Source organism: Cupriavidus sp. YAF13 (assembly GCF_052113425.1).
Classification (GTDB): domain Bacteria; phylum Pseudomonadota; class Gammaproteobacteria; order Burkholderiales; family Burkholderiaceae; genus Cupriavidus.
Map to the genome: position 1 here is coordinate 1 of NZ_JBFRDD010000074.1, position 23729 is coordinate 23729.

Here is a 23729-nt window from a genome sequence, read left to right on the forward strand (position 1 = left end):
ATCGCCTTAAGGCGATGCGAGTTTGGGTTCCGGCCGCTCTTTTCGCCGAATCCCGAGGGGGTAGTCGCCCCATCCGGCGCGCCTTTTTTGCCTACTTTTTTGGCAAGACAAAAAAGTAGGTCGCCGCCCCGCAGGGGTGGTGAAACTGCAGTTGCAGTTGCCCTTGAATTTAAGCAGTTGCAGCTGCAGTTGCAGTCAACCCTCCCGTAGCCCAAAACCATGACATCCACCCCACTCCCCCTAACCCACCCAGCCCTGCTCCGCACCAGCAACCTCATCGGCCAAGAGTGGTCAGCCGCCCACACCGGCCACCGCCTGGATGTCACCAACCCTGCCACCAACACCGTCTTCGCTTGCGTGCCCGACAGCGACGCCCAGGATGCCATCCAGGCAGCCGATGCCGCAGCAGCAGCCTTCCCCGCCTGGAGCCGCCGCACCGCCCGCGACCGCGCGCAGATCATCAAGCGCTGGCACGCCCTGATCCTCGAACACCAGGAAGACCTGGCCCAGATCATCTCCACCGAACAAGGCAAGCCCATCAAGGAAGCCCGCGGCGAAGTGCTGTACGGCGCGTCCTACGTAGAGTGGTTCGCAGAGGAAGCCACCCGCATCAGCGGCGAGATCGTCGCCGAGTCCGTACCCGGGCGCAAGATGCTGGTGCTCAAGGAACCGGTTGGCGTGGTAGCCGCCATCACGCCGTGGAACTTCCCGCTCGCCATGATCGCGCGCAAGATCGCGCCCGCGCTGGCCGCCGGCTGCACGGTGGTGGCCAAGCCGGCGGAAGACACCCCGCTGACCGCACTGGCGCTGGTCTACCTGGCGCAGCAAGCCGGCCTGCCTGCCGGTGTGCTGAACATCGTCACCGCCTCGCGCGCCAATACGCCCGCCGTGGTCGATGCCTGGCTGGCCGACAGCCGCGTGCGCAAGATCACCTTCACCGGCTCCACGCCCGTGGGCAAGCACCTGGCCCGCGAATCCGCCGGCACGCTGAAGAAACTGTCGCTGGAGCTCGGTGGGAATGCGCCGTTCATCGTGTTCGACGACGCGGACGTCGATGCCGCCGTCGATGGCCTGATGGCCTCCAAGTTCCGCAACGGGGGCCAGACCTGCGTCTGCCCGAACCGCGTCTACGTACAGGCTGGCGTGCACGACTATTTCGTCGCGCGCCTGTCGCTGCGTGTGGCCGCGCTGCAGGTCGGGCCCGCCACCGATGACGCGTCGCAGATCGGTCCCATGATCAACGCGCGCGCCGTGGAAAAGATCGCCCGCCATGTGGCGGACGCCGTCGCCAAGGGCGCCGTGGTGACGACCGGCGGCGAACGCGTGCGCCTGGAAGACGGCCCGCACTACTACGCGCCCACCGTGCTCACCAACGCCACGCCACAAATGGCGCTGTCGTGCGAAGAAACGTTTGGCCCGGTAGCGGCCGTGTTCCGCTTCACCGATGAAGCCGAAGTGATCCGCGACGCCAACGACACGCCCTTCGGCCTGGCCGCCTACTTCTACTCCAATGACGTGCGCCGCATCTGGCGCGTGGCGCAGGCGCTGGAAACGGGCATTGTCGGCGTCAATGAAGGGGCCATCGCCTCGGAGGCCGCGCCCTTCGGCGGCGTCAAGGAATCCGGCTACGGGCGCGAGGGCTCGCGCCACGGGCTGGACGACTACATGCACACCAAATATATTTGCCAGGGACTGCTCGGCTAAGACCCGGTGGCATCCCATCCACGCCCACGACATTCTTCGGAACACCATGCCCGCACAAAATGCATTCAAGGCCGCGCTGGCGGCCAGCCAGCCGCAGATCGGCCTGTGGCTTTCGATGGCATCGCCTTATCTCGCCGAAGTCTCGGCCACGGCCGGCTTCGACTGGCTGCTGATCGACGGCGAGCACGCGCCCAACGACCTGCGCGGCACCCTAAATGCGCTGCAGGCGATCGCCCCGTACCGCTCGCAACCGGTGGTGCGGTGCGTAGCCGGCGAAGTCCCGCTGATCAAGCAGTTGCTGGATATCGGCGCGAAGAACCTGCTGGTGCCGATGGTGGATACCGCCGAGCAAGCCGCCGCGCTGGTATGCGCCACCCGCTACCCACCGCAGGGCATTCGCGGTGTGGGCAGCGCCGTGGGCCGTGCCTCGCAGTGGAGCGCGCGCGCCGACTACCTGGACGTGGCCGACGATGAGATCTGCCTGCTGGTGCAGGCCGAAACCGTGAAGGCACTGGCGAACCTGGAAGCCATCTGCGCTGTCGACGGCGTCGACGGCGTCTTTATCGGCCCCGCCGACCTGGCCGCCTCCATGGGCCATCGCGGCAACCCGGGCCACCCCGAGGTGCAGGCCGCCATCGAAGGCGCCATGCGCACCATCGTCGCCAGCGGCAAGGCCGCGGGCACGCTGACCTCCGACCCCAAGCTGGCGCGCCGCTACCTGGACCTGGGCTGCACCTTCGTGGCGACAGGCGTGGATGTGCTGCTCTATGCCGGCGCGGCACGCCGGCTGGCCGCGGACTTCATCGGCACCGGCGCCGCGCCCGCGGCAGGGCCATCTGCCGCATACTGATGCCCGCCACCGCAATCCCAGAACACGACCGAACACGACAAAGCACGCCAACATGCCGACTGATTCCCACACCGCCCCTGCCACCGTCGCCACCAGCGCCACCCTGGCCGCCATGCAAGCCATCGTCGGCGCCGGCGCCTGCCTGAGCGGCGACGCCGACACCGAGTCCTACGTCACGGATTACCGCCGCATCTATCGCGGCAAGGCCCAGGTGGTGGTCATGCCCTCCACCACCGAACAGGTCAGCCAGGTCATGGCCTGGTGCCACGCGCATGATGTGCCGGTGGTGCCGCAAGGCGGCAATACCTCGCTGATGGGCGGCGCGGTGCCCGACGACAGCGGCACCGCGGTGCTGCTCAGCCTGGGCCGCATGAACCGCGTGCTGGCCGTGGACACCATCAACGACACCATGACGGTGCAGGCCGGCGTCACGCTCAACGCGGCCCGCGCCGCGGCCGAGCAGGAGCAGCGCTTGTTCCCGCTGCGCATCGGCTCGGAAGGTTCCTGCCAGATTGGCGGCAACCTGGCCACCAACGCAGGCGGCACCGCCGTGCTGCGCTACGGCAATATGCGCGACCTGGTGCTGGGCATCGAGGCCGTGCTGCCCGATGGCCGCATCTACTCGTCGCTGCGCGGCCTGCGCAAGGACAACACCGGCTACGACCTCAAGCAACTCTTCGTCGGCTCGGAAGGCACGCTCGGCATCATCACGGCGGCCGTGCTCAAGCTGATGCCGCAGCCGCGCGCCAATGCCGTGGCCTTCGTGGCCGTGCAAAGCCCCGAAGCCGCCGTGCGCCTGCTCGGCGTGGCCAAGCAGCATGGCGGCCAGGCCGTCACCGCGTTCGAGCTGATCTCGGCGCCCGCGCTGGAACTGGTGCTCGAATACCTGGGCGACGTAGCCTCGCCGCTGCCCGCGCGGCACGACTGGATGGTGCTGATCGAGCTGACCTCCGGCGGCAGCGACGAAAGCCTCAACGCCACGCTGATGGAAATCCTCGAAGCCGGGCTGGCGCAAGAACTGGTGCTGGACGCCGCGGTGGCCGCCAGCCTGGCCGACGCCCAGCGCTTCTGGCGCATCCGCGAGGAAATCTCGGACGCGCAGACCCGCACCGGCGGCAGCATCAAGTGCGATGTGTCGGTGCCGCTGTCGCGCATCGCCGCGTTTATCGGCGACGCCTCGGCCAAGGTGCTGGCACTGGAGCCCGCCGCGCGCATGGTGATCTACGGCCATATGGGCGACGGCAACGTGCACTTCAACCCGCTGCGCCCCAAGGACCGCAGCGCCGCGGACTTCCTCGGCCAGTGGTACGCGCCGATCTCCGAGGCGGTGGACACGCTGGCTCACGCGGAAAACGGCTCGATCTCCGCCGAGCACGGCATTGGCGTCGCCAAGCGCGACGACCTGAAGCGCTACAAATCGCCGGTGGAGCTGGAGCTGATGTGGCAGGTCAAGCGGGCGCTGGATCCGAAGAACCTGCTCAATCCCGCCAAGATGCTGCCAAGGCTGGACTGACGTAAAGCGGGAAACGGGAAGCGGGAAACGGGAAGCGGGAAACGGGAAGCGGCGGCCCATCAATGCGAAACGCTCTCATTGATCATCCGCCGCTTCCCGTGCGGGCTGGCCATGAAAAGCGCGAGCAAAACGGTCGCCACAATGATTACGCCGTCGAAGATCCAAAGCGCCGAATGCACGCCGACCCGATCCGCCAGCGCACCGCTCGCGATGACCGGCACGCTGAATCCGAAATACGCGAAGAGGAAATAGCCGGAAGTTGCCCGAGCCCGGTTGGCGTCGGTGGAACAGGTTGAATTCGCGGCGAGGCCTGCAAGATAGGTAAAGCCGTAGCAAGCCGCGCTCGCGAGCATCGCGCCTGACAGCAGCAACGGCAGCGACGAGAAGACAACGCCCGCGATCAATACGGTGAAGCCGCAGGGTACGAGCAGCATGCCCAGGCGCAACGACCGCGGAGGCGTTAGCTTGCGCGCCACGGGCTGGACAACGAGTCCGGTTGAAATCACGAAGAAAGTGGAAAACCCCGTCCACGCATCGTGCCCATGCGCGGCGAGCGCCACCGGGACCAGAGCAATCACCATCCCGACCGCCGACCAGGCAATGAGAATCGCAACGCTATAGATGAGCGTCTGCCTGGGAAAGACGGGCATGCGAAGCCACGCCGACGAACGCGGGAACGATGGCTCCCGGATCATGGCGAGCAAAGCCACCCCGCAAGCGGCGCAAAGTAGGTAAGCACCATAGGTCACGGGGGTCTGTTGAGACGGCGCCGCCAGGAGACAGAGGCCGGTCGCCAGCGCGCCGCAGCCGAAGCCCAGCGAGGTGGCCGCCGCGACGATGCGCGCGGCCCGCGCAGCCGCCGCTGGCCGCGGCCCGATCAATTCGACAAGGAACTGTGTGCCGCTGCCAGCCATCAGTCCGGTCGCGATGCCGCACAATCCGCGTGCCGCGGCCAGCGCCTCTAGCCGGGGCCACATCATCGGCAACGCGGTTGCCGATGATGTCAGCAGCAGTGCGCCGATCAAAGGCAATTTCCGCCCCACGCGATCCGATAGCCCGCCAAGGAAAATCAGCGTGGGCACCAATCCGGCCACATAACAAGCGAAGGCAAGCGTCTGCGCCCCAGCGCCCATCTGGCTTGCCCGTGCGTAAGTCGTGTAAAGCGGCGCTTGCAGATTCACCGCACCGGTAATCAGGAACAGTGTCAGGGCCACCACCCGGACGGGCCATGGGCCCGCCTTCGCGGTGGAACGGACCAGGGGATCAAGCATGGGTTCGTGGGCAAGGGATCGAGGGAGCTTAGTATTGCCCCCCGTGGATATTAGTGCAATAATTTCATTGCACTAATATCAATCCAAGAAACGATGGCAGCCCCTGCGCGATACCTGGAACACGTTGAAAGACTTGCGTCGCTGATACAGGATGGCTCGCTCGAAGCGGGCAGCCGGTTGATGGCCCATCGCGATTACGCGGACGAACATGGCATCGCCGCCGCGACCGCCGCCCGTGTTTATCGGGAGCTCATTGAGCGCGGACTGGCGATTGGCGAAGTTGGGCGGGGTACCTTTGTCCGCACAATAGAGACACAGGCCGCTGCCGAGTTCTCTCAAATCAGCGAACGCGAGCCCGGCCTGATCGACCTGGCGTTCAACTATCCGGTCCTGCCTGAGCAAGCCGCACAGTTGCGTCATGCGCTGCGCAATCTCTCCGACAAGGGGGACCTGTCGACCCTGCTCGACTATCACCCGCATCCGGGGCGTCGCGAAGACAGGGAGATGGCGGCAAAATGGTTCTCCACCGCCAGCGCGCCGATCGATGCCGCGGGCATCATGGTCTGTGGCGGCAGCCAGCACGCCCTGAGCGTCATTCTGGCAAGCCTTGTCACGCGGCGCGATCTGGTTGCCGTGGAATCCCTGACCTACCCCGGTTTCAAGAGCGCGGCGAAACTGCTGGGCATCCCCTTGGTCGGCGTACCCATCGACGACGACGGCATCGTGCCGGAGTCCCTCGATGCGGTTTGCCGCAAGCATGCAGGCCGGGTGCGCATCGTCTACACGATGCCCACGGTTCACAATCCCACCGGGAGCGTGATGCCGCTCGCGCGCAGGCTCGCCTTGATCGAGGTTGCGCGTCGCCACGGCTTGCTACTGGTCGATGACAGCGTGTACGGCTTTCTCGAAGCTTCGCCTCCGCCAACGCTGCGCAGCCTGGCGCCAGATTGCGTGATCGAAATTCACAGCCTGTCGAAGAGCGCGGCCCCAGGGTTGCGAGTGGGCTATATGGTCGCACCCGAACGGCTCAGGGACCGGCTCCATGAGGGACTTCGCGCCACGTTGTGGTCCGCGAGCGCCATGACCGCCGCACTGGCCACCGCATGGATGCGGGATGGCACGCTGGCGCACTGGATCGTGGCGAAGCGCGACGAGGCGCGCTTGCGGCAAGACCTCGCGCGGCGCATCCTCGGGGCGTGGCCCATCAAGGCGCACCACACCAGCTTTCATCTGTTGCTCGACCTGCCGAAACACTGGAGACCTGATGACCTCGTCATTGCGTTGGCACGGCAAGGTGTGACAATCACACCCCTGGCCGCCTTTGCCGCGCCTGATATGCCGGCAAGCCGTACGATAAGAATCGCCATGGCGGCGCCTGCCACAATCCGGCAACTGGAAGCCGGACTCCTGGCCGTGGCGCAGACGTTGAACGGACCACGCCAGGGTGACGCGTTGCAGACGGCCAGGAACGCGCGCCCGAGCCCATGACGCAGACCGCGATGATAGCGCGCGTGCATCTACGGTCAACGGTGGCTCGTGGCTCGTGGCTATGGTTGTGGAACTTCTCTGACCCTGGCCAAGCTGGTTCCCCATCTATACTTGGCGTTTGGCAGCCAATAGCCTTCACGATGATGTAGGACCATGAAGACAAAAATCATTCTGTTGCGCGGTCTGACGCCGACGGGAAAGAACAAGGTGCTCATGGCACCGCTGCGCGCTGCACTGGAAGAAGCGGGCCTGCGCAACGTGAGAACCTACATCCAGAGTGGCAACGTCATTGCCTCCACGAACCTGAATCAGTCCGCCATCGAGGATCTGGTTCACGATGTCATCAAGGAACGGTTTGGCGGCGAAATCAAAGTCCTGGCAAGGTCGGCACCGTACTTCAATGAAGCGATGGAAAACAACCCGTTCAAGGGCGCCAATCCCGCCAAGCTCTATTTCACGCTGCTTTCAGCCAGGCCGGAAAATGCGTTGCTGGAAGCGTTCCATGCGCTTGAACATGCACCAGACCAGGTACAGGTGGTCGGTGACATGGCGTACGTGTTGTGCGCCACGAAATACAGCGACCTGAAGGCCAACAACAATTTCATCGAGAGAAAGCTCAAGGTGGCCGCGACGACCCGTAATTTCAATACGATCTCGAAGCTCATTGCGCTCGGTGCAAATGAACGCTAAGCAACCCCACCTGGTCTGAATGGATTTAGCCAACCGGAGCCGGCTATATATGAAAAGAACACTACTGCTGCCGATCTGCGCAGCGCTGATCGTCCAGATTTATGGTTGCGGAGAGAAAGCCAAGGTCGACGCGAATCCCGCGCCGGCCAGCGTCGCCCAGCAGCCGGCTGTCACGCTGTCGATCGATTCCGTGGCAAGCAACACGCACGGTTTCAATGCCGGCAATTTGCTCAGCGCCAGGAAGGTCTATATCTTCTTTGATCCGCAGTGCCCCCATTGCGGTGAGCTCTGGAAGGCTGCGAAGCCACTGCTGTCGTCCGCGCACTTCATCTGGATCCCGGTCGGACTGCTGACCCCGGAAAAATCCGCGCTGCAGAGTGCCTACCTGCTCGGTAGCCAGAACGCCGTCAAGGAGATGGACAATCATGAAGCCTTGATCGATGCGCGCAAGGGAGGGCTTGAGGTCTCCGCCGCACAGGCCCCGGAAAACGCCGTGAGCCAGGTCAAGGCCAACACCGAGTACTTTCTACGGTTGAATCTGGACAGCGTGCCATTCGCCGTATTTCAGGGCCCGGGGGGCGAGATGTTGACGTTTTCGGGGGCGCTGACTACCGAAGCACTCAAAGAGCGGCTTGGCATCTAGTCAACCGTAGTTTCCTGACCTGGCAAACCGCCTGGTCGTGAAGGCGTGATGGCGTGAAAGCTTCACGATCCAACCCAATGAACCTAAGAACGGACAAGACCATGTGGAAGCACCCCGTACGCCAAACCCTTGCCGCATTCGCTGCCACCCTGGCGCTACCTGCGCTGGCCGGTGTCGTGACGGGCACGGCGACTTATCGTGAGCGTATTGCGCTGCCTCCCGATGCCGTGTTCGAAGTCACACTGCAAGATGTATCGCGCGCCGACGCACCTGCCGAGGTCATCGGCCGGTCCGCGCTGGATCCGGCAGGCCAGCCGCCCTTTCATTTTGGGGTTGCCTACCGGGACCAGGCGATCGAGCCTGGCCATCGCTACGCCGTGCGGGCGGTGATCCGACAGCATGGCCGGTTGCTGTTCACCACCGACACGCATGCCCCGGTGCTCGATGGCAACAACGCGCCACTCCAGTTGCAGCTGGTATCGGCTTCCAGGGGCGAGGCGAAGCCATCGGGAAAGCCGACTGCCCAGGTGCCAGACAGCCCGTTGCGCGGAACCTACTGGAAGCTCACGCGGCTGGGCGATGCGCCGGTGCGCGTGGCGGAGCGCCAGCGCGAACCGCACCTGATCCTTGCCACAAACGAGGCGCGGCTGTCAGGCAATGGCGGCTGTAACAGCCTGATGGGCGGCTATGAAGCCGATGGCGACCAGCTTCAATTCAAAGGCCTGGCGGGCACCATGATGGCCTGCGCACAGGGCATGGCCCAGGAAACGCAGTTCCTGCACGCCCTGGAAACGGTACGGCGCTACCGCATCGCGGGCCGCCAGCTCGATCTGCTCGGCGCCGACAATGCCGTGATGGCGCGCTTCGAGGCTGTAGCGTTGCGCTAGTAGGGGCTGTCTATCGAAAAGCTCGGGGTCGTGATATTTTGTTGAATTTGCGATTTTTGACGATTTTCCGACGGGGAAATTGGGCAGGCTGACGTCCAGTCCTGGCTTACGCGCAGGGGACTGCGCCCGCCTCGCAGCGAATACGGGCCTGACCGGAGGTCGTGAGACACGTTTTTCCGCATCATCTGATGCTAAAATTGATGTCAACCGACAACGGAGGTTGCCATGCGCACCACGCTTGCTTTGGATGATGACTTGCTGGCCAAAGCCCAAGCCCTGACCGGCTTGTCCGAGAAATCCTCCCTCGTTCGCGAAGCGCTGCGTGCGCTGATCGAGCGCGAAAGCGCGCGCCGCCTGAGTCGTCTCGGGGGCACTGAACCCGCCTTGGAGCCGGCGGCACGCCGCCGGTCGGAGCCAGTGTGATCCTCGTCGACACCTCGGTCTGGATTGACCACCTGCGTGCCGGCGATGCGGCGCTAGCCGCCTTGCTTGAAGCCAATCGCGTCTTGGCCCACCCGTTCGTGATAGGCGAGATCGCCCTGGGAAGCCTGCGGCAGCGTGATCTGGTGCTAGGCGCGCTGCGCGACCTGCCGCGCGCGGTGGTGGCAACAGACGACGAAGTCGACCGGATGATTGGCGACCAGGCGCTGCATGGACTGGGTATTGGCTATGTCGACGCGCATCTGTTGGCCGCCACGCGGCTGACGCCCGGGAGTGCCTTATGGACGCGCGACCAGCGCCTACTGGCCGTCGCGGATCGCCTGGGACTAGCCGCTCGGCCAGCGCACTAGCCACCGGCTCCCCCCTTCGAGGACCATTTCCGACCTACTTTCTGACCTACTAATCCGGAACGTAACAATGAATCCAGATCTCGATTCCATTTTTTCCAGCATCGACAAGGCGGCCGCAGAGGCTCRCGCACAGGGTGACAAATGGATTGTCATCGATTGCGTCTACGAACACCTCGGCGCGCTGGAAAGCCAAGACTATCAACAAGTCCTGGCGCGCATATTGGCCCTGATCGAAAAGTATCCCGAGCTGGATTATGGTGGCCCTGGCCCCTTCGGGTCGCTGATCGAGCGCCAGCCGGTCGGCGTCTATGCAGCGCAGTTGCTGGCGTCACTAAAGCGGCAGCCGAGCACGCAAGTGGTCGCGTTCCTGGACCGCATGATGCGCATGGACGAAGCTGAGCGCGAGGAGCAAGGCGGCCCAACAGTTGCGGCCTTTGTGGATGCCCTTGGCGCGGTGCTGCAACATCCCGCCGCGGACGACGATTGCAGAGAGTTTGCGCGAATGTGCCTGACTCCGTGAGCGGAAAAAACGGCATCGGACTGAGGTTGGCATCGCTGTCCTGGCGCGAGCGCCAAGGACAGCTATTTGGAAAGCCGCATATCTGCTAGGCGAGTTTCTTGTACAAATACCTTACCAGGCGCATTGGCACAGCCTCTTTGCCATTGCGCGTCGGAATAGCGCGGATGCTCACAGTGGCGCGATTTCGGTTATCGCGCCACAATCGCGCCACAATCGCGCCAAAACCGGGCCACTTCTGAAGGGAATCGCGCCAACCTCCCGTGGCCCGCGGCGCATATCTCGGTCCTTGCCTGTGTCAAAATGACGCGCAGCCTGCCTGATCGCACCGCGCCTTGGCTGGGGTAGACTGCGCCGCGCCCGCTTGCATATAACAATGACGCTTATCCGCCGCATCCGCTTGACCGCATGGCTTGGCCTGATCGCCATGTGGCTCATTGTGCTTGCGCCGGCAGTCAGCCAGTTCGTGGCCGCGGCCCAAGCCAGCGATCCCGAAGCCGTCATCTGCTCGGCCGCCCACCCGGGCGATGCGCCCCATGGCATGCCGGGCAGCGCGCTGAATGCCTGCGGCTATTGCGATCTGCTGGCGGATCATGTGCCGCTGCCTGCCCTTGCGCCTGCGGCGCTATCGGCGATCCCGCTGCTGGTGGCCGCCACGGCGCACGTGCTGGTCACCCGCTTCACGCCACTCGGGGCCTTTCCTTCAGGACGCCCCAGGGACCCTCCGGCTCTACCTCAATCCAGTCTGTAAGCAACACACGCCCTTTGGCGTGATCGTGGCGTCCGCGCGCACCTGCCCGCGGACGCCGGACAACGATTTGAGGTAGACCCAATCCCAATCATGCGCACGCTGCTGCCCCTAGTCATCCTTGGCACCATCGGCACGCTGGCCGAGGCCCCTTCCCGCAGCGCACGTTCTACCTGAGCCTGAAGTACACCCTTTGACGAATCCCGCCATGTCCAAGCCTCTCGAACGGCCGCCCATGCCCACGCAAGCCACCCTGCCCTCGCCGGCCGCAGCGGCGTCTTATCGCATGCTCTGGCGGTGGCACTTCTACGCCGGGCTCTTCGTTGCGCCCTTCCTGGTCGTCCTGGCGATCACCGGCACGATCTACTGCTTCCAGCCGCAGATCGAATCGCAGCTCTATCCGCACTTGCTGCGCGTGGAGGCCGTGGGCGCGAAGCTTCCCGCCCAGGCCCTGCTGGACCGGGCCTGGGCCCAGGCGCCCGAAGGGGCCGTCGCGACAACGTACACCGTCGATTCGTCCCCGCGCGCCAGTGCCGAGTTTGTGTTTCGGCTGCCGTCGGGCAAGAGCGAAAGCCTGTACCTGGACCCGTACACCGGCAATTTTCTCGGCAGCTTGAGTGTGGAGGACCGCTTGATGAAGCAGGTGCGCATGCTGCATCGCGCGCTGCTGCTGGGCAAGACCGGGGAGCTGCTGATGGAGCTGGCGGCATGCTGGTCGCTGGTGATGATTGCCACGGGCGTCGCGATGTGGTGGCCGCGGCTGGGCGACAAAGGCGGCAAAGCCTTCGTGATCGGCAAGGCCGCCGGCGGGCGCGGCTGGTGGAAGGAAGTCCACCTGGTCATCGGCGCCTGGATGGCGATCGGCGCCGTGGCGTTCGTGTTGTCCGGATTGCCCTGGACCGCATCGTGGGGCAAGCAATTCAAGGCGATCGCGACTGCGGCGCGGCTGGGCAATCCGGCCGGCGCATGGGGCGACGCAGGGGTCTGGTCGACGCCGGGCGCGGCCAGCATGGATGCGCTTCCCCTCGCTGCGGTCCCCTGGGCGGTCGGCATGGCCAAGGTTCCGTCCGGCTCGGCGCCGGCAGTGGGTGCTGCCGCGATCAGCCTGGACCGCGCCGTGGCGATCGTGGCCGAAAACGGTGTCTCGAGCGGCTACCAGCTCGTGCTGCCGAAGTCCGCCACCGGCGTGTTCACTGCGTCCTATTTCCCCGCGGATCCCAAGGTGGAACGCACGCTGCATATCGACCAGTACACCGGCAAGGTGCTCAAGGACATTCGCTACAGCGACTACGGCCCGGTGGCGCAGGCCATCTCCTACGGCACGTCCCTGCACATGGGCCGCTATTTCGGCTTGGYCAACCAGATTGCGTGCACGGTGATTTCGCTGGGCCTGATGATGCTCGCCGTGACGGGCCTCGTGATGTGGCTCAAGCGCCGGCCCGCGCGCGCCCTGGCCGCACCGTCATTCCCGCGCACGCTCCCGCCCATGCGGGCATGGGTGATCGGCCTGGGTCTGCTGGGCGCGGTGTTCCCGATGATGGGCGCCACGCTGGTGATGGTCTGGCTGCTGGATCGCTGGTTCGCACGGCCGGCCACCGTGCGGCCGGCCGCGCCAGACGCAGCCAGTCCGCTCAGAAGCGGTAGTTGACGCTCAGCTCGACCCGCCGGCCGGATCCTTGCAGCCATTGCGTGGCGTTGTAGTAGGCGGTGGTGACGTAGTGCTTGTCGAAGACATTGAACCCGCGCAGCGCCAGCGTCGTGTCCCGGCGCGCGCGCCACTGGAGCGACAGGTCGGTGGTCGTATAGGCCGGCATCTCGAGTGAATTGGCGCGGTCGGCGAAGCGCCGGCCCACGTAGCGCAGGCCTGCRCCGGCGGTCCATGCCGGGAGAAAGCGCCACGTCACCCAGACGTTGGCCAGCCGCTCGGGCACGTCCGTGGGCACATTGCCACTACGGGAAACCGCTGCGCCCCCCACGGATTCCGTGAAATCGTCATAGCGCGCCTGCAGCAACGCGGCATTGGCATCCACGCGCCAGCCGGAGAGAAACGCCAGCCCGAAGGTGGCTTCCAGCCCTTTCGACGACTGCTGCCCCACCTGCACGCTGGCCGCAGGATTGGCAACGTCACGCGTCACCAGGTTCTTCTTGACGATCCGATAGGCGGCCAGCGTCAGCTCGCCCTTGCCCTGCCAGAAGCCCTGCTTGACGCCGACTTCGACCTGGCGGCCGGTGGAGACGTCGAAGTTGCTGTTGGCCGGCGTCAGCATCAGCAAGGCACTGACCGGATCGGCCGCCTCGGCGTACTGCGCATACACGGCGAGGTCCGGCGTCAGGTTGTAGACCATGCCGGCGCGCCAGCCAACATGGGAGAGCGTCTTGTCGAAGGCGGCCTGCCCCGCCACCAGGTCACGGCGCGACAGGTCGGCGCGGTCATAGCGCAACCCGCCCAGCACGGACCAGCGCGGCGTCACCTCAAGGCGATCCTCGGCAAACAACGCGTACTGCGTCGCTTCGTTGCGATAGCGCGGCGTGGTGCCCGCCACGTTGATAAACGTACCGCGGTCGAAGACGTAGGGATCCACCGCCGACGTGCCCGAGTAAGGCGAGTTATTGGTATGCGTGAACGACGCCCGATTGACGTCGAAACCCACCGACACGCTGTTCTTCATGCCAAATAGCCGGTGCCGGAGCGTGGCATCGGTGGTATTGCCGACCTGCCACTGGTCGTGCAGGATCTCCGTATAGGACGAGCGGCTGACCAGCCCCGTGGCCGGCACGTAGTTGTAGTACTCGGCATTGCGCCAGTGCCGCTTGCTGTCGATGTAGTAAAGGCGCGAGCGCACCGTGGCATCAGCATTCGGTGTCCACTGCGCGGCGAGTTCCGTCCACTGGTCGTCGAACTTGAGCAGGCTGTCGCCAACGTTGTAGTTCTTGCTCCGCAGCGCCGCGTSCTGCTGCCCGTTGACCAGCGGCACGCCGAAGTAGCGCTGCGGCTCCTGCCAGCCTTTGGCATAGCTGAGCTTGAGGCTCAGGTCCGGCGTGGCGTCCCACTGGATGGCACCGGACAGCGACAGGTTCCGGGAGTCGCCGAGATCGACGGATCCGTCGGAGCGGTTGCCGCTCACATCGAGCCGGTAGGCGAGCTTGTCGTTGATGGCGCCGCCGCTGCCGAATGCCAGCCGCTGCGTATTCTCCGTGCCCAGCGCGGCCTGGATTTCATTCTCGATAGGGCCGCGCGCTGGCTTCTTCGGCACCACATTGACCACGCCGCCGATGGCGCCCTCTCCGTAGATCACCGAAGCCGGGCCGCGCAGCACTTCGACGCGCTCGACCGACCAGGTATCGAAGGGGAACGTGATGCCGATGCCGCCATACTGGCGAATCCCGTCATAGAGCTGCATCACCGAGGTCGAGCCCGTGAAGCCGCGCGCCGACAATGCAGCGCCGCCGTTGCCGGGGTGGCCGAGGCCGGACAGCCCCGGCGCGCGGGCGATGGCATCCACGAGCGATGCGTCGCCGCGTTCTTCCAGCTGCTCGCGCCGGATGACGTCGACGCTGGCCGGCGTCTGCATGGGCGCAAGTCCCAGGTTGGAGCCCGTGGATGCCTGCCCGCGCAACGCGGACTCCGGCGCAGCGGAGACAGTCACCGGGGCAAGGTCGGGCGCTTCGCGAACTGCGTCCTCAGCGTAGGCGGGAAAGCCGGCGGTTGCGGCGGCGAGTGCAAGGCAGTGATGTCGAAGCGAAGCGGGGAGCATGAATGGAGGCGCGCTGAGTCCGGAGAGTTGTCGGCTCGAAGCGCCACTCGTGCGAGTGGCGCTAGAGGCGCGAAAGTCTACCCAGCGGCCTGACATCAAAGGAATGCGGCAATGCGACGCATTGGGCGCAATGCGTGGCCGCGCCACCCATGCAGCGGCCATTTGCCACAGCCTCGCCAATGAATGGAAGCCCGAAGCCCGGCGCGAGCCGCTACATCCCCTCGCTCACCAGCCTGTCCGCCTCCGCCTTCACCGTCTGCCCATGCTGATCCAGCACCGGCGCCGCGAACGGCTCCGGCCCCGGCGTGCGCCCGAACTTGATGGCACGGGTGAAGCYGCGATACCGGCCCACGGTGGGATGCTCGAACGTGGCCACCATGCCTTCCGCCTGCACCTGCGGGAAGTCGAACATGTCTTCCACGGAGCGCGCGGCGGCGCAGGGGACCGCTTCGCCGAAGTGCGCCTCCCATTCCAGCGCGGTGCGGGTTGCCAGCGCGCGGTGCAGCGTGGGGACGATCTCATCCTGATGCAGCGCGCGCTTGCGCACGCTGTCGTAGCGCTCGGTGGCGAGTTCCGCCAGGCCGGTTTTCTCGCAAAGCGCCGCCCAGAAATGCGGCGTGTTGGCGGAGATGTAGAGATAGCCTTCCTTGGTCGGATGAATGCCGGTGATGCCGCCTGAGCGCATGTCGCGGCCAACCTCCCTGGGTTCGTTGTCCGCCCAGACCATGCGGGCCGATTGCATGGTCAGCGCCGCGCGCAAGAGCGAGATGCCGACATACTGGCCTTCGCCGCTTCTCTCACGCTCGTAGAGTGCGGACGCGACGCCGCCGGCGACCAGCGCCGAGCCGTAGTAGTCGACCACCGAGCCATAGAGAATCTCTGGCGCGCCGCCCTGCTTGCCCTGCAGCGTGCACATGCCGGTCATGGTCTGCAAGACCTGGTCGTAGCCAGCCTTGTCCTTGAGCGGGCCGTCTTCCCCATAGCCGGTCACGGCGCAATAGATCAGGCGCGGGTTGACCAGCTTGAGCTGTTCGTAAGCAATGCCCAGCCTGGGCGGCACGGTGGGCCGGAAGTTGTGCACCAGCACGTCGGCGGTGCGCACCAGCGCCATCAGCCGCTGCAGATCGCCGGCTTGCTTGAGGTCGAGCACCACGCCCAGCTTGCTGCGGTTGACGCCCAGGAAGGCGCGGCTCTCGGCCTCCAGCGAGGAAGGGTACTTGCGCAGGTTGTCGCCGGCGGGCGGCTCGATCTTGATGACCTCGGCGCCCTGGTCGGCCAGCAGCGAGCAACCATAGGGGCCAGCGATGTAGGCACTCAGGTCCAGCACGCGCAGGCCGGACAGCGGGCCTGGCTTGCCGGTGCGCGCGCTCAGCGGCGCGGCGCGGTCATCAGAGGGGGAACGCATGGAGATCTCCGGAAACAGGCAGTAGAGGCCATAGAGGCAGTAGGGGCAATAGAGGCAGGGTGGGCTGGCATCAGTCCACGACGATGTTCTGGCGCTTGGCGAGCGTCTTCCACCGTTCCACGTCCTGCGCGATGGTGGCGGCGAACTGGGCCGGCGTGACGGGCCTGGCTTCGGCGCCCTCCTTCAGGAAGGCCGCTTTGATCTCAGGCTTGGACAAGATGGTGTTGACGGCGGTGTTGAGCTGGTTGATGATCGCCGGCGGCGTGCCGGCCGGCGCCAGCAGGCCCCACCAGAGCTCGAACTCATAGCCCGGCACCGCGCTGGACATGGGCGTGAGATCCGGCGCGATCGGGCTCGGCTTGAGGCTGGTGATGCCAACAGCGCGCACCTTGCCGGCGCGCACCATCGGCAGCAACGAGGGGCCGCTGGAGATCAGCAGCTGTGTCTGGTCGCCGATCAGGTCGGTGACGGCGGGACCCATGCCGCGATACGGGATATGCGTGATGAACAGGTTCCCGGCCCTGGCCTTGAGCAGCTCGGTGCCGAACTGGTTGACGCTGCCCGGCCCGCTTGAGGCGTAGTTGTACTTGCCCGGCCTGGCGCGGATTGCCGCGATCAGTTCCTGCGGCGTCCTGGCGGGAAACGCATTGTTGACCGCGACGATGAACGGCCCTTGCGCAAACATCGCCACCGGCACGAAGCTCTTGACCGCATCGAACGGCAGCTTGGCCTGCACCGCGGCGTTGGTCGTCATGCTGGACGACACCGCAACCAGCGTGTACCCGTCCGGGGCGGACTTGGCCACGATGCCCGTACCGGTATTGCCGCTGGCGCCGGGCCGGTTGTCGATGACCACGGGTTGCTTGAGCTCCTCGCCGATCTCCTTGGCGACGATGCGCGCGAAGATGTCGTTGGAGCCGCCCGGCGGATAGGGCACGACGATGGTGATGGGCTTGCTCGGATAGCCGCCCTGCGCGAACGCCGCGCCGGATACCAGACAGGCGCTGGCCGTGGCGGCCAGCGCCACGCTACGGAAAATGGATACGGATACGGATACGGATACGGATGGTGTTTTCAAGATGTCTCCTTCTGTTTTTTGTTTGCCCCATGCGGTGCAGCCCGATCCTGGCTGCGGATCCTGGCTGCGGACCCCGGCGGAATCAGGCAGGCAGCAATCCAAGGCGCCTGGCGGTAGCCACGATGGCTTCCGCCCGCTTCACGAACGGCGGGTCGATCATCTTTCCGTCCACCACGTAGGCGCCCACGCCCCTGGCCATCGCATCGCGCGCGGCCTCCAGTACCCGTGCCGCATGCCCGATCTCCTCGTCGCTCGGGCGGAAGGCCTGGTTGGCCAGCGGGACCTGGCTGGGATGGATGCAGCTCTTGCCAAGAAAGCCCATGCGGCGCGACAGCTCGGCCTCGGCGCGGAACCCGGCTTCATCCTTGATGTTGGCAAACACCGTGTCGTAGGCGAACACGCCGGCCTCGCCGGCTGCCATGCGCACCGCGTACATGGCTTGCTGGATCGCCGCGCTTTCGCACCTAGCAATGCCCAGCGGCTCGAACAGGTCGCCCAGGCCAAGCTGCAAGCCAGCCACGCGCGGGTGGGCCGCGGCCAATTCGCCGGCCAGGCGCAGCGCCTTGGGCGTTTCGATGTTGAGCAGCAGGCGGACCGGGCTGCCCACGCCATGCGCAAACCCGTTGGCGCGTTCCGCCTGCTCGATGGCGGCGGCGGCGCGGCGCACGTCGTCGGCGCTCTCGGGCTTGGGCAGGTTGATCAGGTCCAGGCCGGGCTGCACCACGGCGGCCACGTCGGCCGCAAAGTGAGGGGTGTCCAGCGCGTTGACCCGCACGATCAGCGTCTTGCCGCTGGCGCGGGCCTGGCCCGAGCGCAGCAGCTCGCGCAGTGCCTCGCGCGCTTGCGGCTTGCGCTCCTGCGCCACCGCGTCCTCGAGGTCGAACGAGAGCCCGTCCGCGGCGCTGGCCAAGGCCTTGTCGAACAATTCCGGGCGGGAGCCGGGGACGAACAGTTTGCTTCTCATGGCAACGTGAACCAGTGGCTTTGGAGTACGCCAGTGTGGGTCACGCCAGAACAAAGATAAACTATCTATGTCTTTCTTTAATCGATAGAGAATGTATGGAGACAGCCTACCTCAACGCGTTCCTGGTCGTCATGGATACCGGCTCCCTCGCGCAAGCCGCCCGGCGGCTCAACGTGACGCCCGCCGCCATCGCGCAGCAGATCCACGTCCTGGAGCGGGAGCTGGGCACTGCCTTGCTGGGCCGGGCCGGCCGCACCGTGGCGCCGACCGAGTCGGGCGCACGGCTGGCCGAACGCGCCCGCGCCCTGCTGCGGGACTTCAACCAATTGCGGGATTGGGTGAATGAGGCGCAGGCACCGCGCGAACTGCGCCTGGGCACGATCAACACTGCGCTGCACAGCCTGTTGCCGGAAACGCTCGCCGGATTCGCCGCGGAGCATCCGGGTGTCTCCGTGTTTATCCAGTCGGACAAATCGGCGGCGCTGTACGACGCCGTGAAAAACGCGGAGCTGGATGCGGCCGTCTGCCTGCACCCGCCCTTCGCGCTGCCCAAGACCATCGTGTGGGAGCTGCTGCGCGAGGAACCGCTGGTTGTGCTGGCGCCCGCCCGGCTGGCCCGGCGCGATCCGCATGACCTGCTGCGCACCGAGCCGCTGATCCGCTACGACCGCAGCGTGGGCGGCGGCAAGCAGGCCGACCGGTACCTGCGGCGAGCCGGCATCACCGCGCACGAGCGGTTCGAGCTCAGCTCGCTGGTGGCGATCGCCATGATGGTCGACCGGGGCCTGGGTGTGTCTCTCGTGCCCGACATCGCGTCGCCGCTGACGGCAGGCCTGCGCATCGCCAAGTTGACGCTGCCCCAAGCGACCGAGCCGCGCCGGTTCGGCATCTTGTGGCAACGCGCCTCGCCCCGCACGCCGTTGATCCTCTCGTTGTTGCGGCACGCGCGGCAGGCGGCCGCCTGAGCGCTTGCTGGCGCCGATCCCGCGCCGATCCGCCGATGCTCATACGGAATGGGAATGATCCGCGCCGCCCGGAAACACCCGTTCGCCCAGGAAGTCGATGAACACGCGCAGCTTGGGCGACGGGTGCCGGCTGGCCGGCCACAGCACGCGGAAGGTGCCGCTACGGTCCACGTAGTCGTCCAGCACGGTGCGCAACCGGCCGTCGGCCAGCGCCTCGCGGATGGCAAAGTCCGGCAGGCAGGCGATGCCGAGGCCCTGCAACGCGAAGCTCACGCGGGTCTCGATGTTGTTGCAGATCATCGAGGTGGGCAGGTTCAACTCCGGATCAACGGCTGCGCGGCGCAGCGGCCAGGCTTCCAGCTTGCCGCTGTTCGGGAAGCGGTATTGCAGGCAGGCATGCCCGGCCAGGTCCGCGGGCTGCCGGGGCTCCCCGCGCTGCGCGAGATACGCCGGCGATGCCACCAGCAGGATCCGGAACGCGCCAAGGCGCCGCGCCGATAGCCGGGAGTCGCTTGGCTCGCCTGTGCGCACCACGGCATCGAAACCCTCTTCGATCACGTCCACCATGCGGTCGGTGAAATCCAGGTCCAGCTCGATCTCGGGGTACTGCCGCATGAAGTCGCCCAGCACCGGCAGCACCAGCGAACTCACCAGCGGCAGGCTGACGCGCAAGCGCCCGCGCGGCGCTTCGGCTGCGTGCGACAGCTCCTGCTCCGCCGCCTCGATCTCGGCCAGGATGCGGCGGCTGCGCTCCAGGAACTGCGCGCCTTCCGCCGTCAGGGTGATGCTGCGCGTGCTGCGGTGAAACAGCCGCGCGCCGAGCTTTTCTTCCAGTCTGGCCACGCTCTTGCCCACGGCCGACGCAGACACGCCCATCAGGCGGCCGGCGGCCACGAAGCTGCGGGTCTCGGCGACCTGCACAAACACGGTAAAGCCACTCAGGCTGTCCATCGGCTTTCCCCTCATGCCAGGCACCTCGATCCTCGATTACGGACAACCTTGTCCGGATAACCAGGAACTCTAGCCTACTTTTTCCCGAGTCAAATGTTTCTTATCGTTCGCCTGGTCCCCTCAACATTCTTGCGACGAAGGAAAACACGCATGTCCGCCCTCCTGCCCGCCCGCGTCGACGCGGTCATCGAACAAGCCATTGCCGACCACCGCCTGGTCGGCGCCGTAGTGCTGGTTTCCCGCCATGGCGAAGTGATCCACCGCCGCGCCGCCGGCATGGCCGACCGCGAAGCCGCCCTCCCGATGCACGCCGACACGCTGTTCCGCCTGGCGTCGGTGTCCAAACCCATCGTGTCGGCCGCGGCGATGGCGCTGCTGGCGCAAGGCCGGCTGGGACTCGACGAGGCCGTGACCCGCTGGTTGCCGGATTTCACGCCGCGGCTGGCCGACAGCAGCCCCGCCATCATCACCGTGCGGCAACTGATGACCCATACCGCCGGGCTGGGCTACCGCTTCTTCGAAGCCGACGAGCACGGGCCCTATGCCCGCGCAGGCGTGTCGGACGGCATGGACCAGCCGGGCATTACGCTCGCGGAAAACCTGCGCCGCATCGCCAGCGTGCCCTTGCTCTACAAGCCGGGCACCGCCTGGGGCTATTCGCTGGCCACGGACGTGCTTGGCGCCGTGATCGAACGCGTTTGCGACGCGCCGCTGGCCGACGCGGTGCACGCGCTGGTCACGGGTCCGCTGGGCATGGTCGACACCGGCTTTGCCGCGGCCGATGCCGGGCGCCTGGCCACCGCCTACATCAACGACACGCCGGTGCCGCGCCGCATGCGCGCGCGCGATGTGGTCCCTGTCGTTGACGGCACGGCTGGCATCCACTACGCGCCGGCGCGCGCATTGGATACCAGTGCCTTCCCCTCCGGCGGCGCCGGCATGGTTGGCAGCGCCGGCGATTTCCTTCGCTTGCTGGAAACCCTGCGCCAGGGCGGCGAGCCATTGATGCCCGCTGCCTGGGTCGATGAAATGGGCCGCAACCAGACCGGCGCATGGGGCCCGCCCGATGCGCCGGGCACCGGCTTCGGCCTGGGCTTCTCGGTGCTGTACGATCCGGCTGCGGCCGGCTCGCCGGAGTCGGCCGGCACCTGGCGCTGGGGCGGCGCCTACGGGCACTCCTGGTTCGTCGACCGCGCCCGGGGCCTGAGCGTGGCCGCGTTCACCAACACCCTGTACGAAGGCATGTCCGGCCGCTTCGTGATGGACCTGCGCGACGCCGTCTATGGGCAAGAGGCGGTGGCGCAATGAGCCATGTGGCACCCATGAAGGGCATCGATGCTGGCCGCTCCCTGTTCTTTATCGCGCTCGGCCTGTTTGGCCTTTACGCCATCGAGTTCGGCGTGGTCGGCATCCTGCCCGCCATCGTCGCGCGCTACGGGGTCACGGTGGCCCGGGCAGGCTGGCTGGTCGGCCTGTTCGCGCTGGTGGTGGCCGTGTGCGGGCCATTCATGGTGCTGTGGCTGTCGCGCTATGCCCGGCGCAAGGTGCTGGCGGGCTCGCTGTTCGTGTTCGCCGCTTGCAGCGTGCTGTCGGCGTGGGCGCCGAGCTTTGCCGGGCTGATGGCGCTGCGCATCGTCCCCGCGCTGCTGCACCCGGTGTTCTTCTCGCTGGCATTCGCGGCGGCCGTGTCGCTGTACCCGAAGGAGCGAGCCACGCACGCCACGGCGATGGCCTTCGTGGGCACCAGCATGGGCCTGGTGCTGGGCGTGCCGCTCACCGCGTGGATTGCGGCGCGCTTTTCCTATGAAGCCTCCTTCCTGTTCTGCGCCGCCGTCAACGCGGCGGCGGGAATCGGCCTGCAGGCCATGCTGCCGGATGCGGCGCAGCGGCCCGCACCCGCGCAGGCCGCATCCGCCAGCCGGCCCTCGGCCATCCTGCGCAAACCGACGCTGTGGCTCAACCTGATCGCAACCGTGTTCGTCTTCGCCACGATGTTCTCGGTCTACAGCTATGCGGCCGAGTACCTCGCGCGCGAGGCCGGCATGGGTGGCGAGGCTATCAGCGCGCTGCTGGTGGTGTTCGGTATCGGCGGCGTGGCGGGCAACCTGATCGCCGGCCGGTTGCTGGGCAAGAACCTGGCGCGGACCGCGCTGCTGCACCCGGCGGTTCTGGGTGGTGCCTACCTTGTGCTCTACGCCTGCGGCAATGCCTCGTTTGTCCCGATGATCGCGGTCTGCCTGCTATGGGGCGCCGCGCATACCAGCGGCCTGATCGTCAGCCAGATGTGGCTGGCATCCGCTGCGCCGGAAGCCCCGGAGTTCGCGACCAGCCTCTATATCTCGGCCGCCAACCTGGGCGTGGTGTCCGGCTCGGCGGTGGGCGGCTGGTGCATCACCGCAGCGGGCATGACGGGCGCGTTGTGGGGCGGCTGGCTGTTCGCCGCTTTGGCAACGCTGTGCATGGCGCTGAAGCTGCTGCTGTTCGACCGCAAGCCGGGCCGCGCCAGCGTCATGGCGGCTAAAACCTAAAACCAAAAATGCAAGAAGCAGCAGCAGGTATGCCTTGATCGCGATCGCCTTGGCCGGGTCGATGCGTAAAGGCGCCGACCATGGGCACCGCCAGGAACGCCAGGTGCCGCTACCCAGCCACTCCCCAACCACGACTCAACCACGACTCAACCACTACTCAGCCGATTCGCCCACCCGCAGCATGTTCCACGTCAGGCCAAGCTGGGCATCGGTCTTCAGCGAGAGCAACTGGCGGGAGAGCCGGGCCAGATGTGCCTGTTCCGCCAGGTTCTTGCCGACCACGCCTTTTTCCTCGGCGGCGTTGGCAAGCACGCCCTCCAGGTCGCCGTAGCGCTGCAGGAGCTTGGCCGCGGTCTTGGCCCCGACCTTCTCGACACCGGGGATATCGTCCGTGCTATCCCCCAGCAGCGCGAGATAGTCGGCAAGCTGGTGGCTGCCCACGCCGAACTTATCCATGACGTAGCGTTCATCGAACCAGGACGGCTCCCCGTTCTTCGCGGTGGCAAAGTGGTTGCGCACAATGGCGCCGTCGGCAATCAGCTGCAGCACGTCCTTGTCCGTGCTCACCGGGATCACCTGCCCCTCCTTGCTCGCGGTCCAGCGATAAAAGGCCGTGGCGATGATGTCGTCGGCCTCGTAGCCGTCGATCATGACGGTCTGCAGCCCGAGCACTTCCGTCAGCGTCAGCCGGAAGTCAGGCAGGACCTCCGCCAGTTCCGGGTCCATGGGCTTGCGGTGCTGGCGGTACTGGGGATAGAGCGCGTGCCGCCAGGTCTTGCCGCCCGTATCAAACGCCGCCAGCGCGTGCGTGGGCTTGCAGTCGGTCAAGGCCCGGCGGAACGAGGCCAGCGCCGAAAGCACGGCACCCTCAACCTTGGTCGGGATGTCTTCGGCCGGGTTGGCTTCATAGACCCGGCGCAGGATGTTCAGGCCGTCGATCAGCAGTAGTGTGTGCTTCATTGTTCTTGCGATTCTTGCGAT

The 23729-nt window shown here is 66.1% G+C and carries 22 protein-coding genes; 15 read left to right on the plus strand and 7 right to left on the minus strand.

Translation table 11 applies throughout. The features are described 5' to 3' along the window. Positions 1-219: 219 nt before the first annotated feature. The 3 genes from AB4061_RS36375 to AB4061_RS36385 all read left to right on the plus strand — a co-directional run bounded on the left by AB4061_RS36375 (position 220) and on the right by AB4061_RS36385 (position 4067). Positions 220-1704: an NAD-dependent succinate-semialdehyde dehydrogenase gene (locus tag AB4061_RS36375; protein ID WP_441640974.1), complete on the plus strand. Its 1485-nt coding sequence runs from the start codon at positions 220-222 to the stop codon at positions 1702-1704. Between the two features lie 46 nt (positions 1705-1750). Beyond that, complete coding sequence (hpaI, locus tag AB4061_RS36380; protein WP_441640975.1) at positions 1751-2554, plus strand: 4-hydroxy-2-oxoheptanedioate aldolase; 804 nt, start codon at positions 1751-1753, stop codon at positions 2552-2554. A 112-nt stretch (positions 2555-2666) separates the two neighbouring features. Next, on the plus strand, positions 2667-4067 hold the full coding sequence (locus AB4061_RS36385; protein WP_441641029.1) for an FAD-binding oxidoreductase: 1401 nt from the start codon (positions 2667-2669) through the stop codon (positions 4065-4067). Between the two features lie 59 nt (positions 4068-4126). Here AB4061_RS36385 and AB4061_RS36390 read toward each other — a convergent pair whose 3' ends face one another. Next, positions 4127-5338 carry an MFS transporter gene (locus AB4061_RS36390; protein WP_441640976.1) on the minus strand — a complete coding sequence of 404 codons (1212 nt, stop codon included), beginning with the start codon at positions 5336-5338 and terminating at the stop codon, positions 4127-4129. Between the two features lie 93 nt (positions 5339-5431). Here AB4061_RS36390 and AB4061_RS36395 point away from each other — a divergent pair, with 93 nt between their 5' ends. The 9 genes from AB4061_RS36395 to AB4061_RS36435 all read left to right on the plus strand — a co-directional run bounded on the left by AB4061_RS36395 (position 5432) and on the right by AB4061_RS36435 (position 12750). Next, a complete protein-coding gene (locus AB4061_RS36395) occupies positions 5432-6826 on the plus strand; it encodes an aminotransferase-like domain-containing protein (protein WP_441640977.1) in 1395 nt (464 codons plus the stop codon). A 153-nt stretch (positions 6827-6979) separates the two neighbouring features. Next, on the plus strand, positions 6980-7516 hold the full coding sequence (locus AB4061_RS36400; protein ID WP_441640978.1) for a DUF1697 domain-containing protein: 537 nt from the start codon (positions 6980-6982) through the stop codon (positions 7514-7516). A 19-nt stretch (positions 7517-7535) separates the two neighbouring features. Then, positions 7536-8159: a DsbC family protein gene (locus tag AB4061_RS36405; RefSeq protein WP_441640979.1), complete on the plus strand. Its 624-nt coding sequence runs from the start codon at positions 7536-7538 to the stop codon at positions 8157-8159. 77 nt (positions 8160-8236) lie between these two features. Continuing rightward, entirely contained in the window at positions 8237-9046 is an 810-nt protein-coding gene (locus tag AB4061_RS36410) for a YbaY family lipoprotein (RefSeq protein ID WP_441640980.1), read from the plus strand. Between the two features lie 225 nt (positions 9047-9271). Then, positions 9272-9469, plus strand: coding sequence for a type II toxin-antitoxin system VapB family antitoxin (locus AB4061_RS36415; RefSeq protein WP_150986132.1), 198 nt, complete (start codon positions 9272-9274; stop codon positions 9467-9469). After that, the gene (locus AB4061_RS36420) at positions 9466-9837 is read left to right on the plus strand and encodes a type II toxin-antitoxin system VapC family toxin (protein ID WP_441640981.1); all 372 of its coding nucleotides are present in this window, start codon (positions 9466-9468) and stop codon (positions 9835-9837) included. The genes AB4061_RS36415 and AB4061_RS36420 overlap by 4 nt, the downstream gene beginning before the upstream one ends. Before the next feature lie 67 nt (positions 9838-9904). After that, positions 9905-10357, plus strand: a complete 453-nt coding sequence (locus AB4061_RS36425; protein ID WP_441640982.1) for a hypothetical protein — start codon at positions 9905-9907, stop codon at positions 10355-10357. Positions 10358-10730: 373 nt separating this feature from the next. Beyond that, the gene (locus tag AB4061_RS36430; RefSeq protein WP_441640983.1) at positions 10731-11105 is read left to right on the plus strand and encodes a DUF2946 domain-containing protein; all 375 of its coding nucleotides are present in this window, start codon (positions 10731-10733) and stop codon (positions 11103-11105) included. A 205-nt stretch (positions 11106-11310) separates the two neighbouring features. After that, positions 11311-12750 (plus strand): PepSY-associated TM helix domain-containing protein, encoded by a 1440-nt coding sequence (locus AB4061_RS36435; RefSeq protein ID WP_441640984.1) that lies wholly within the window; start codon positions 11311-11313, stop codon positions 12748-12750. Here AB4061_RS36435 and AB4061_RS36440 read toward each other — a convergent pair. From AB4061_RS36440 to AB4061_RS36455, 4 genes are all read right to left on the minus strand, one after another. Next, entirely contained in the window at positions 12734-14857 is a 2124-nt protein-coding gene (locus AB4061_RS36440; RefSeq protein ID WP_441640985.1) for a TonB-dependent receptor, read from the minus strand. The genes AB4061_RS36435 and AB4061_RS36440 overlap by 17 nt on opposite strands. 211 nt (positions 14858-15068) lie before the next feature. Continuing rightward, on the minus strand, positions 15069-16262 hold the full coding sequence (locus AB4061_RS36445) for a CaiB/BaiF CoA transferase family protein (protein ID WP_441640986.1): 1194 nt from the start codon (positions 16260-16262) through the stop codon (positions 15069-15071). A gap of 70 nt (positions 16263-16332) precedes the next feature. Continuing rightward, positions 16333-17301, minus strand: coding sequence for a tripartite tricarboxylate transporter substrate binding protein (locus AB4061_RS36450; protein WP_441641030.1), 969 nt, complete (start codon positions 17299-17301; stop codon positions 16333-16335). A gap of 121 nt (positions 17302-17422) precedes the next feature. Then, the gene (locus tag AB4061_RS36455) at positions 17423-18304 is read right to left on the minus strand and encodes an HpcH/HpaI aldolase/citrate lyase family protein (protein WP_441640987.1); all 882 of its coding nucleotides are present in this window, start codon (positions 18302-18304) and stop codon (positions 17423-17425) included. A 95-nt stretch (positions 18305-18399) separates the two neighbouring features. Between AB4061_RS36455 and AB4061_RS36460 the strand changes: the two genes are divergently transcribed. After that, complete coding sequence (locus AB4061_RS36460) at positions 18400-19269, plus strand: LysR family transcriptional regulator (protein WP_441640988.1); 870 nt, start codon at positions 18400-18402, stop codon at positions 19267-19269. 39 nt (positions 19270-19308) lie between these two features. Here AB4061_RS36460 and AB4061_RS36465 read toward each other — a convergent pair whose 3' ends face one another. Further along, positions 19309-20220 carry a LysR family transcriptional regulator gene (locus AB4061_RS36465; RefSeq protein WP_441640989.1) on the minus strand — a complete coding sequence of 304 codons (912 nt, stop codon included), beginning with the start codon at positions 20218-20220 and terminating at the stop codon, positions 19309-19311. A gap of 150 nt (positions 20221-20370) precedes the next feature. On the opposite strand from AB4061_RS36465, the gene AB4061_RS36470 reads away from it, so the two are divergent. Then, the gene (locus tag AB4061_RS36470) at positions 20371-21528 is read left to right on the plus strand and encodes a serine hydrolase domain-containing protein (protein ID WP_441640990.1); all 1158 of its coding nucleotides are present in this window, start codon (positions 20371-20373) and stop codon (positions 21526-21528) included. After that, positions 21525-22748 carry an MFS transporter gene (locus tag AB4061_RS36475; RefSeq protein WP_441640991.1) on the plus strand — a complete coding sequence of 408 codons (1224 nt, stop codon included), beginning with the start codon at positions 21525-21527 and terminating at the stop codon, positions 22746-22748. The genes AB4061_RS36470 and AB4061_RS36475 overlap by 4 nt, the downstream gene beginning before the upstream one ends. Before the next feature lie 153 nt (positions 22749-22901). On the opposite strand, the gene AB4061_RS36480 is transcribed toward AB4061_RS36475, so the two are convergent. Then, entirely contained in the window at positions 22902-23708 is an 807-nt protein-coding gene (locus AB4061_RS36480; RefSeq protein ID WP_441640992.1) for a 5'-3' exonuclease, read from the minus strand. Positions 23709-23729 lie beyond the last annotated feature (21 nt).

Coding starts and splice junctions, on each gene's coding strand:
- AB4061_RS36375 (WP_441640974.1), top strand. CDS start 220: ATGACATCCACCCCACTCCCCCTAACCCACCCAGCCCTGCTCCGCACC.
- hpaI (WP_441640975.1), top strand. CDS start 1,751: ATGCCCGCACAAAATGCATTCAAGGCCGCGCTGGCGGCCAGCCAGCCG.
- AB4061_RS36385 (WP_441641029.1), top strand. CDS start 2,667: ATGCAAGCCATCGTCGGCGCCGGCGCCTGCCTGAGCGGCGACGCCGAC.
- AB4061_RS36390 (WP_441640976.1), bottom strand. CDS start 5,338: ATGCTTGATCCCCTGGTCCGTTCCACCGCGAAGGCGGGCCCATGGCCC.
- AB4061_RS36395 (WP_441640977.1), top strand. CDS start 5,432: ATGGCAGCCCCTGCGCGATACCTGGAACACGTTGAAAGACTTGCGTCG.
- AB4061_RS36400 (WP_441640978.1), top strand. CDS start 6,980: ATGAAGACAAAAATCATTCTGTTGCGCGGTCTGACGCCGACGGGAAAG.
- AB4061_RS36405 (WP_441640979.1), top strand. CDS start 7,536: ATGGATTTAGCCAACCGGAGCCGGCTATATATGAAAAGAACACTACTG.
- AB4061_RS36410 (WP_441640980.1), top strand. CDS start 8,237: ATGAACCTAAGAACGGACAAGACCATGTGGAAGCACCCCGTACGCCAA.
- AB4061_RS36415 (WP_150986132.1), top strand. CDS start 9,272: ATGCGCACCACGCTTGCTTTGGATGATGACTTGCTGGCCAAAGCCCAA.
- AB4061_RS36430 (WP_441640983.1), top strand. CDS start 10,731: ATGACGCTTATCCGCCGCATCCGCTTGACCGCATGGCTTGGCCTGATC.
- AB4061_RS36455 (WP_441640987.1), bottom strand. CDS start 18,304: ATGAGAAGCAAACTGTTCGTCCCCGGCTCCCGCCCGGAATTGTTCGAC.
- AB4061_RS36460 (WP_441640988.1), top strand. CDS start 18,400: ATGGAGACAGCCTACCTCAACGCGTTCCTGGTCGTCATGGATACCGGC.
- AB4061_RS36465 (WP_441640989.1), bottom strand. CDS start 20,220: ATGGACAGCCTGAGTGGCTTTACCGTGTTTGTGCAGGTCGCCGAGACC.
- AB4061_RS36470 (WP_441640990.1), top strand. CDS start 20,371: ATGTCCGCCCTCCTGCCCGCCCGCGTCGACGCGGTCATCGAACAAGCC.
- AB4061_RS36475 (WP_441640991.1), top strand. CDS start 21,525: ATGAGCCATGTGGCACCCATGAAGGGCATCGATGCTGGCCGCTCCCTG.
- AB4061_RS36480 (WP_441640992.1), bottom strand. CDS start 23,708: ATGAAGCACACACTACTGCTGATCGACGGCCTGAACATCCTGCGCCGG.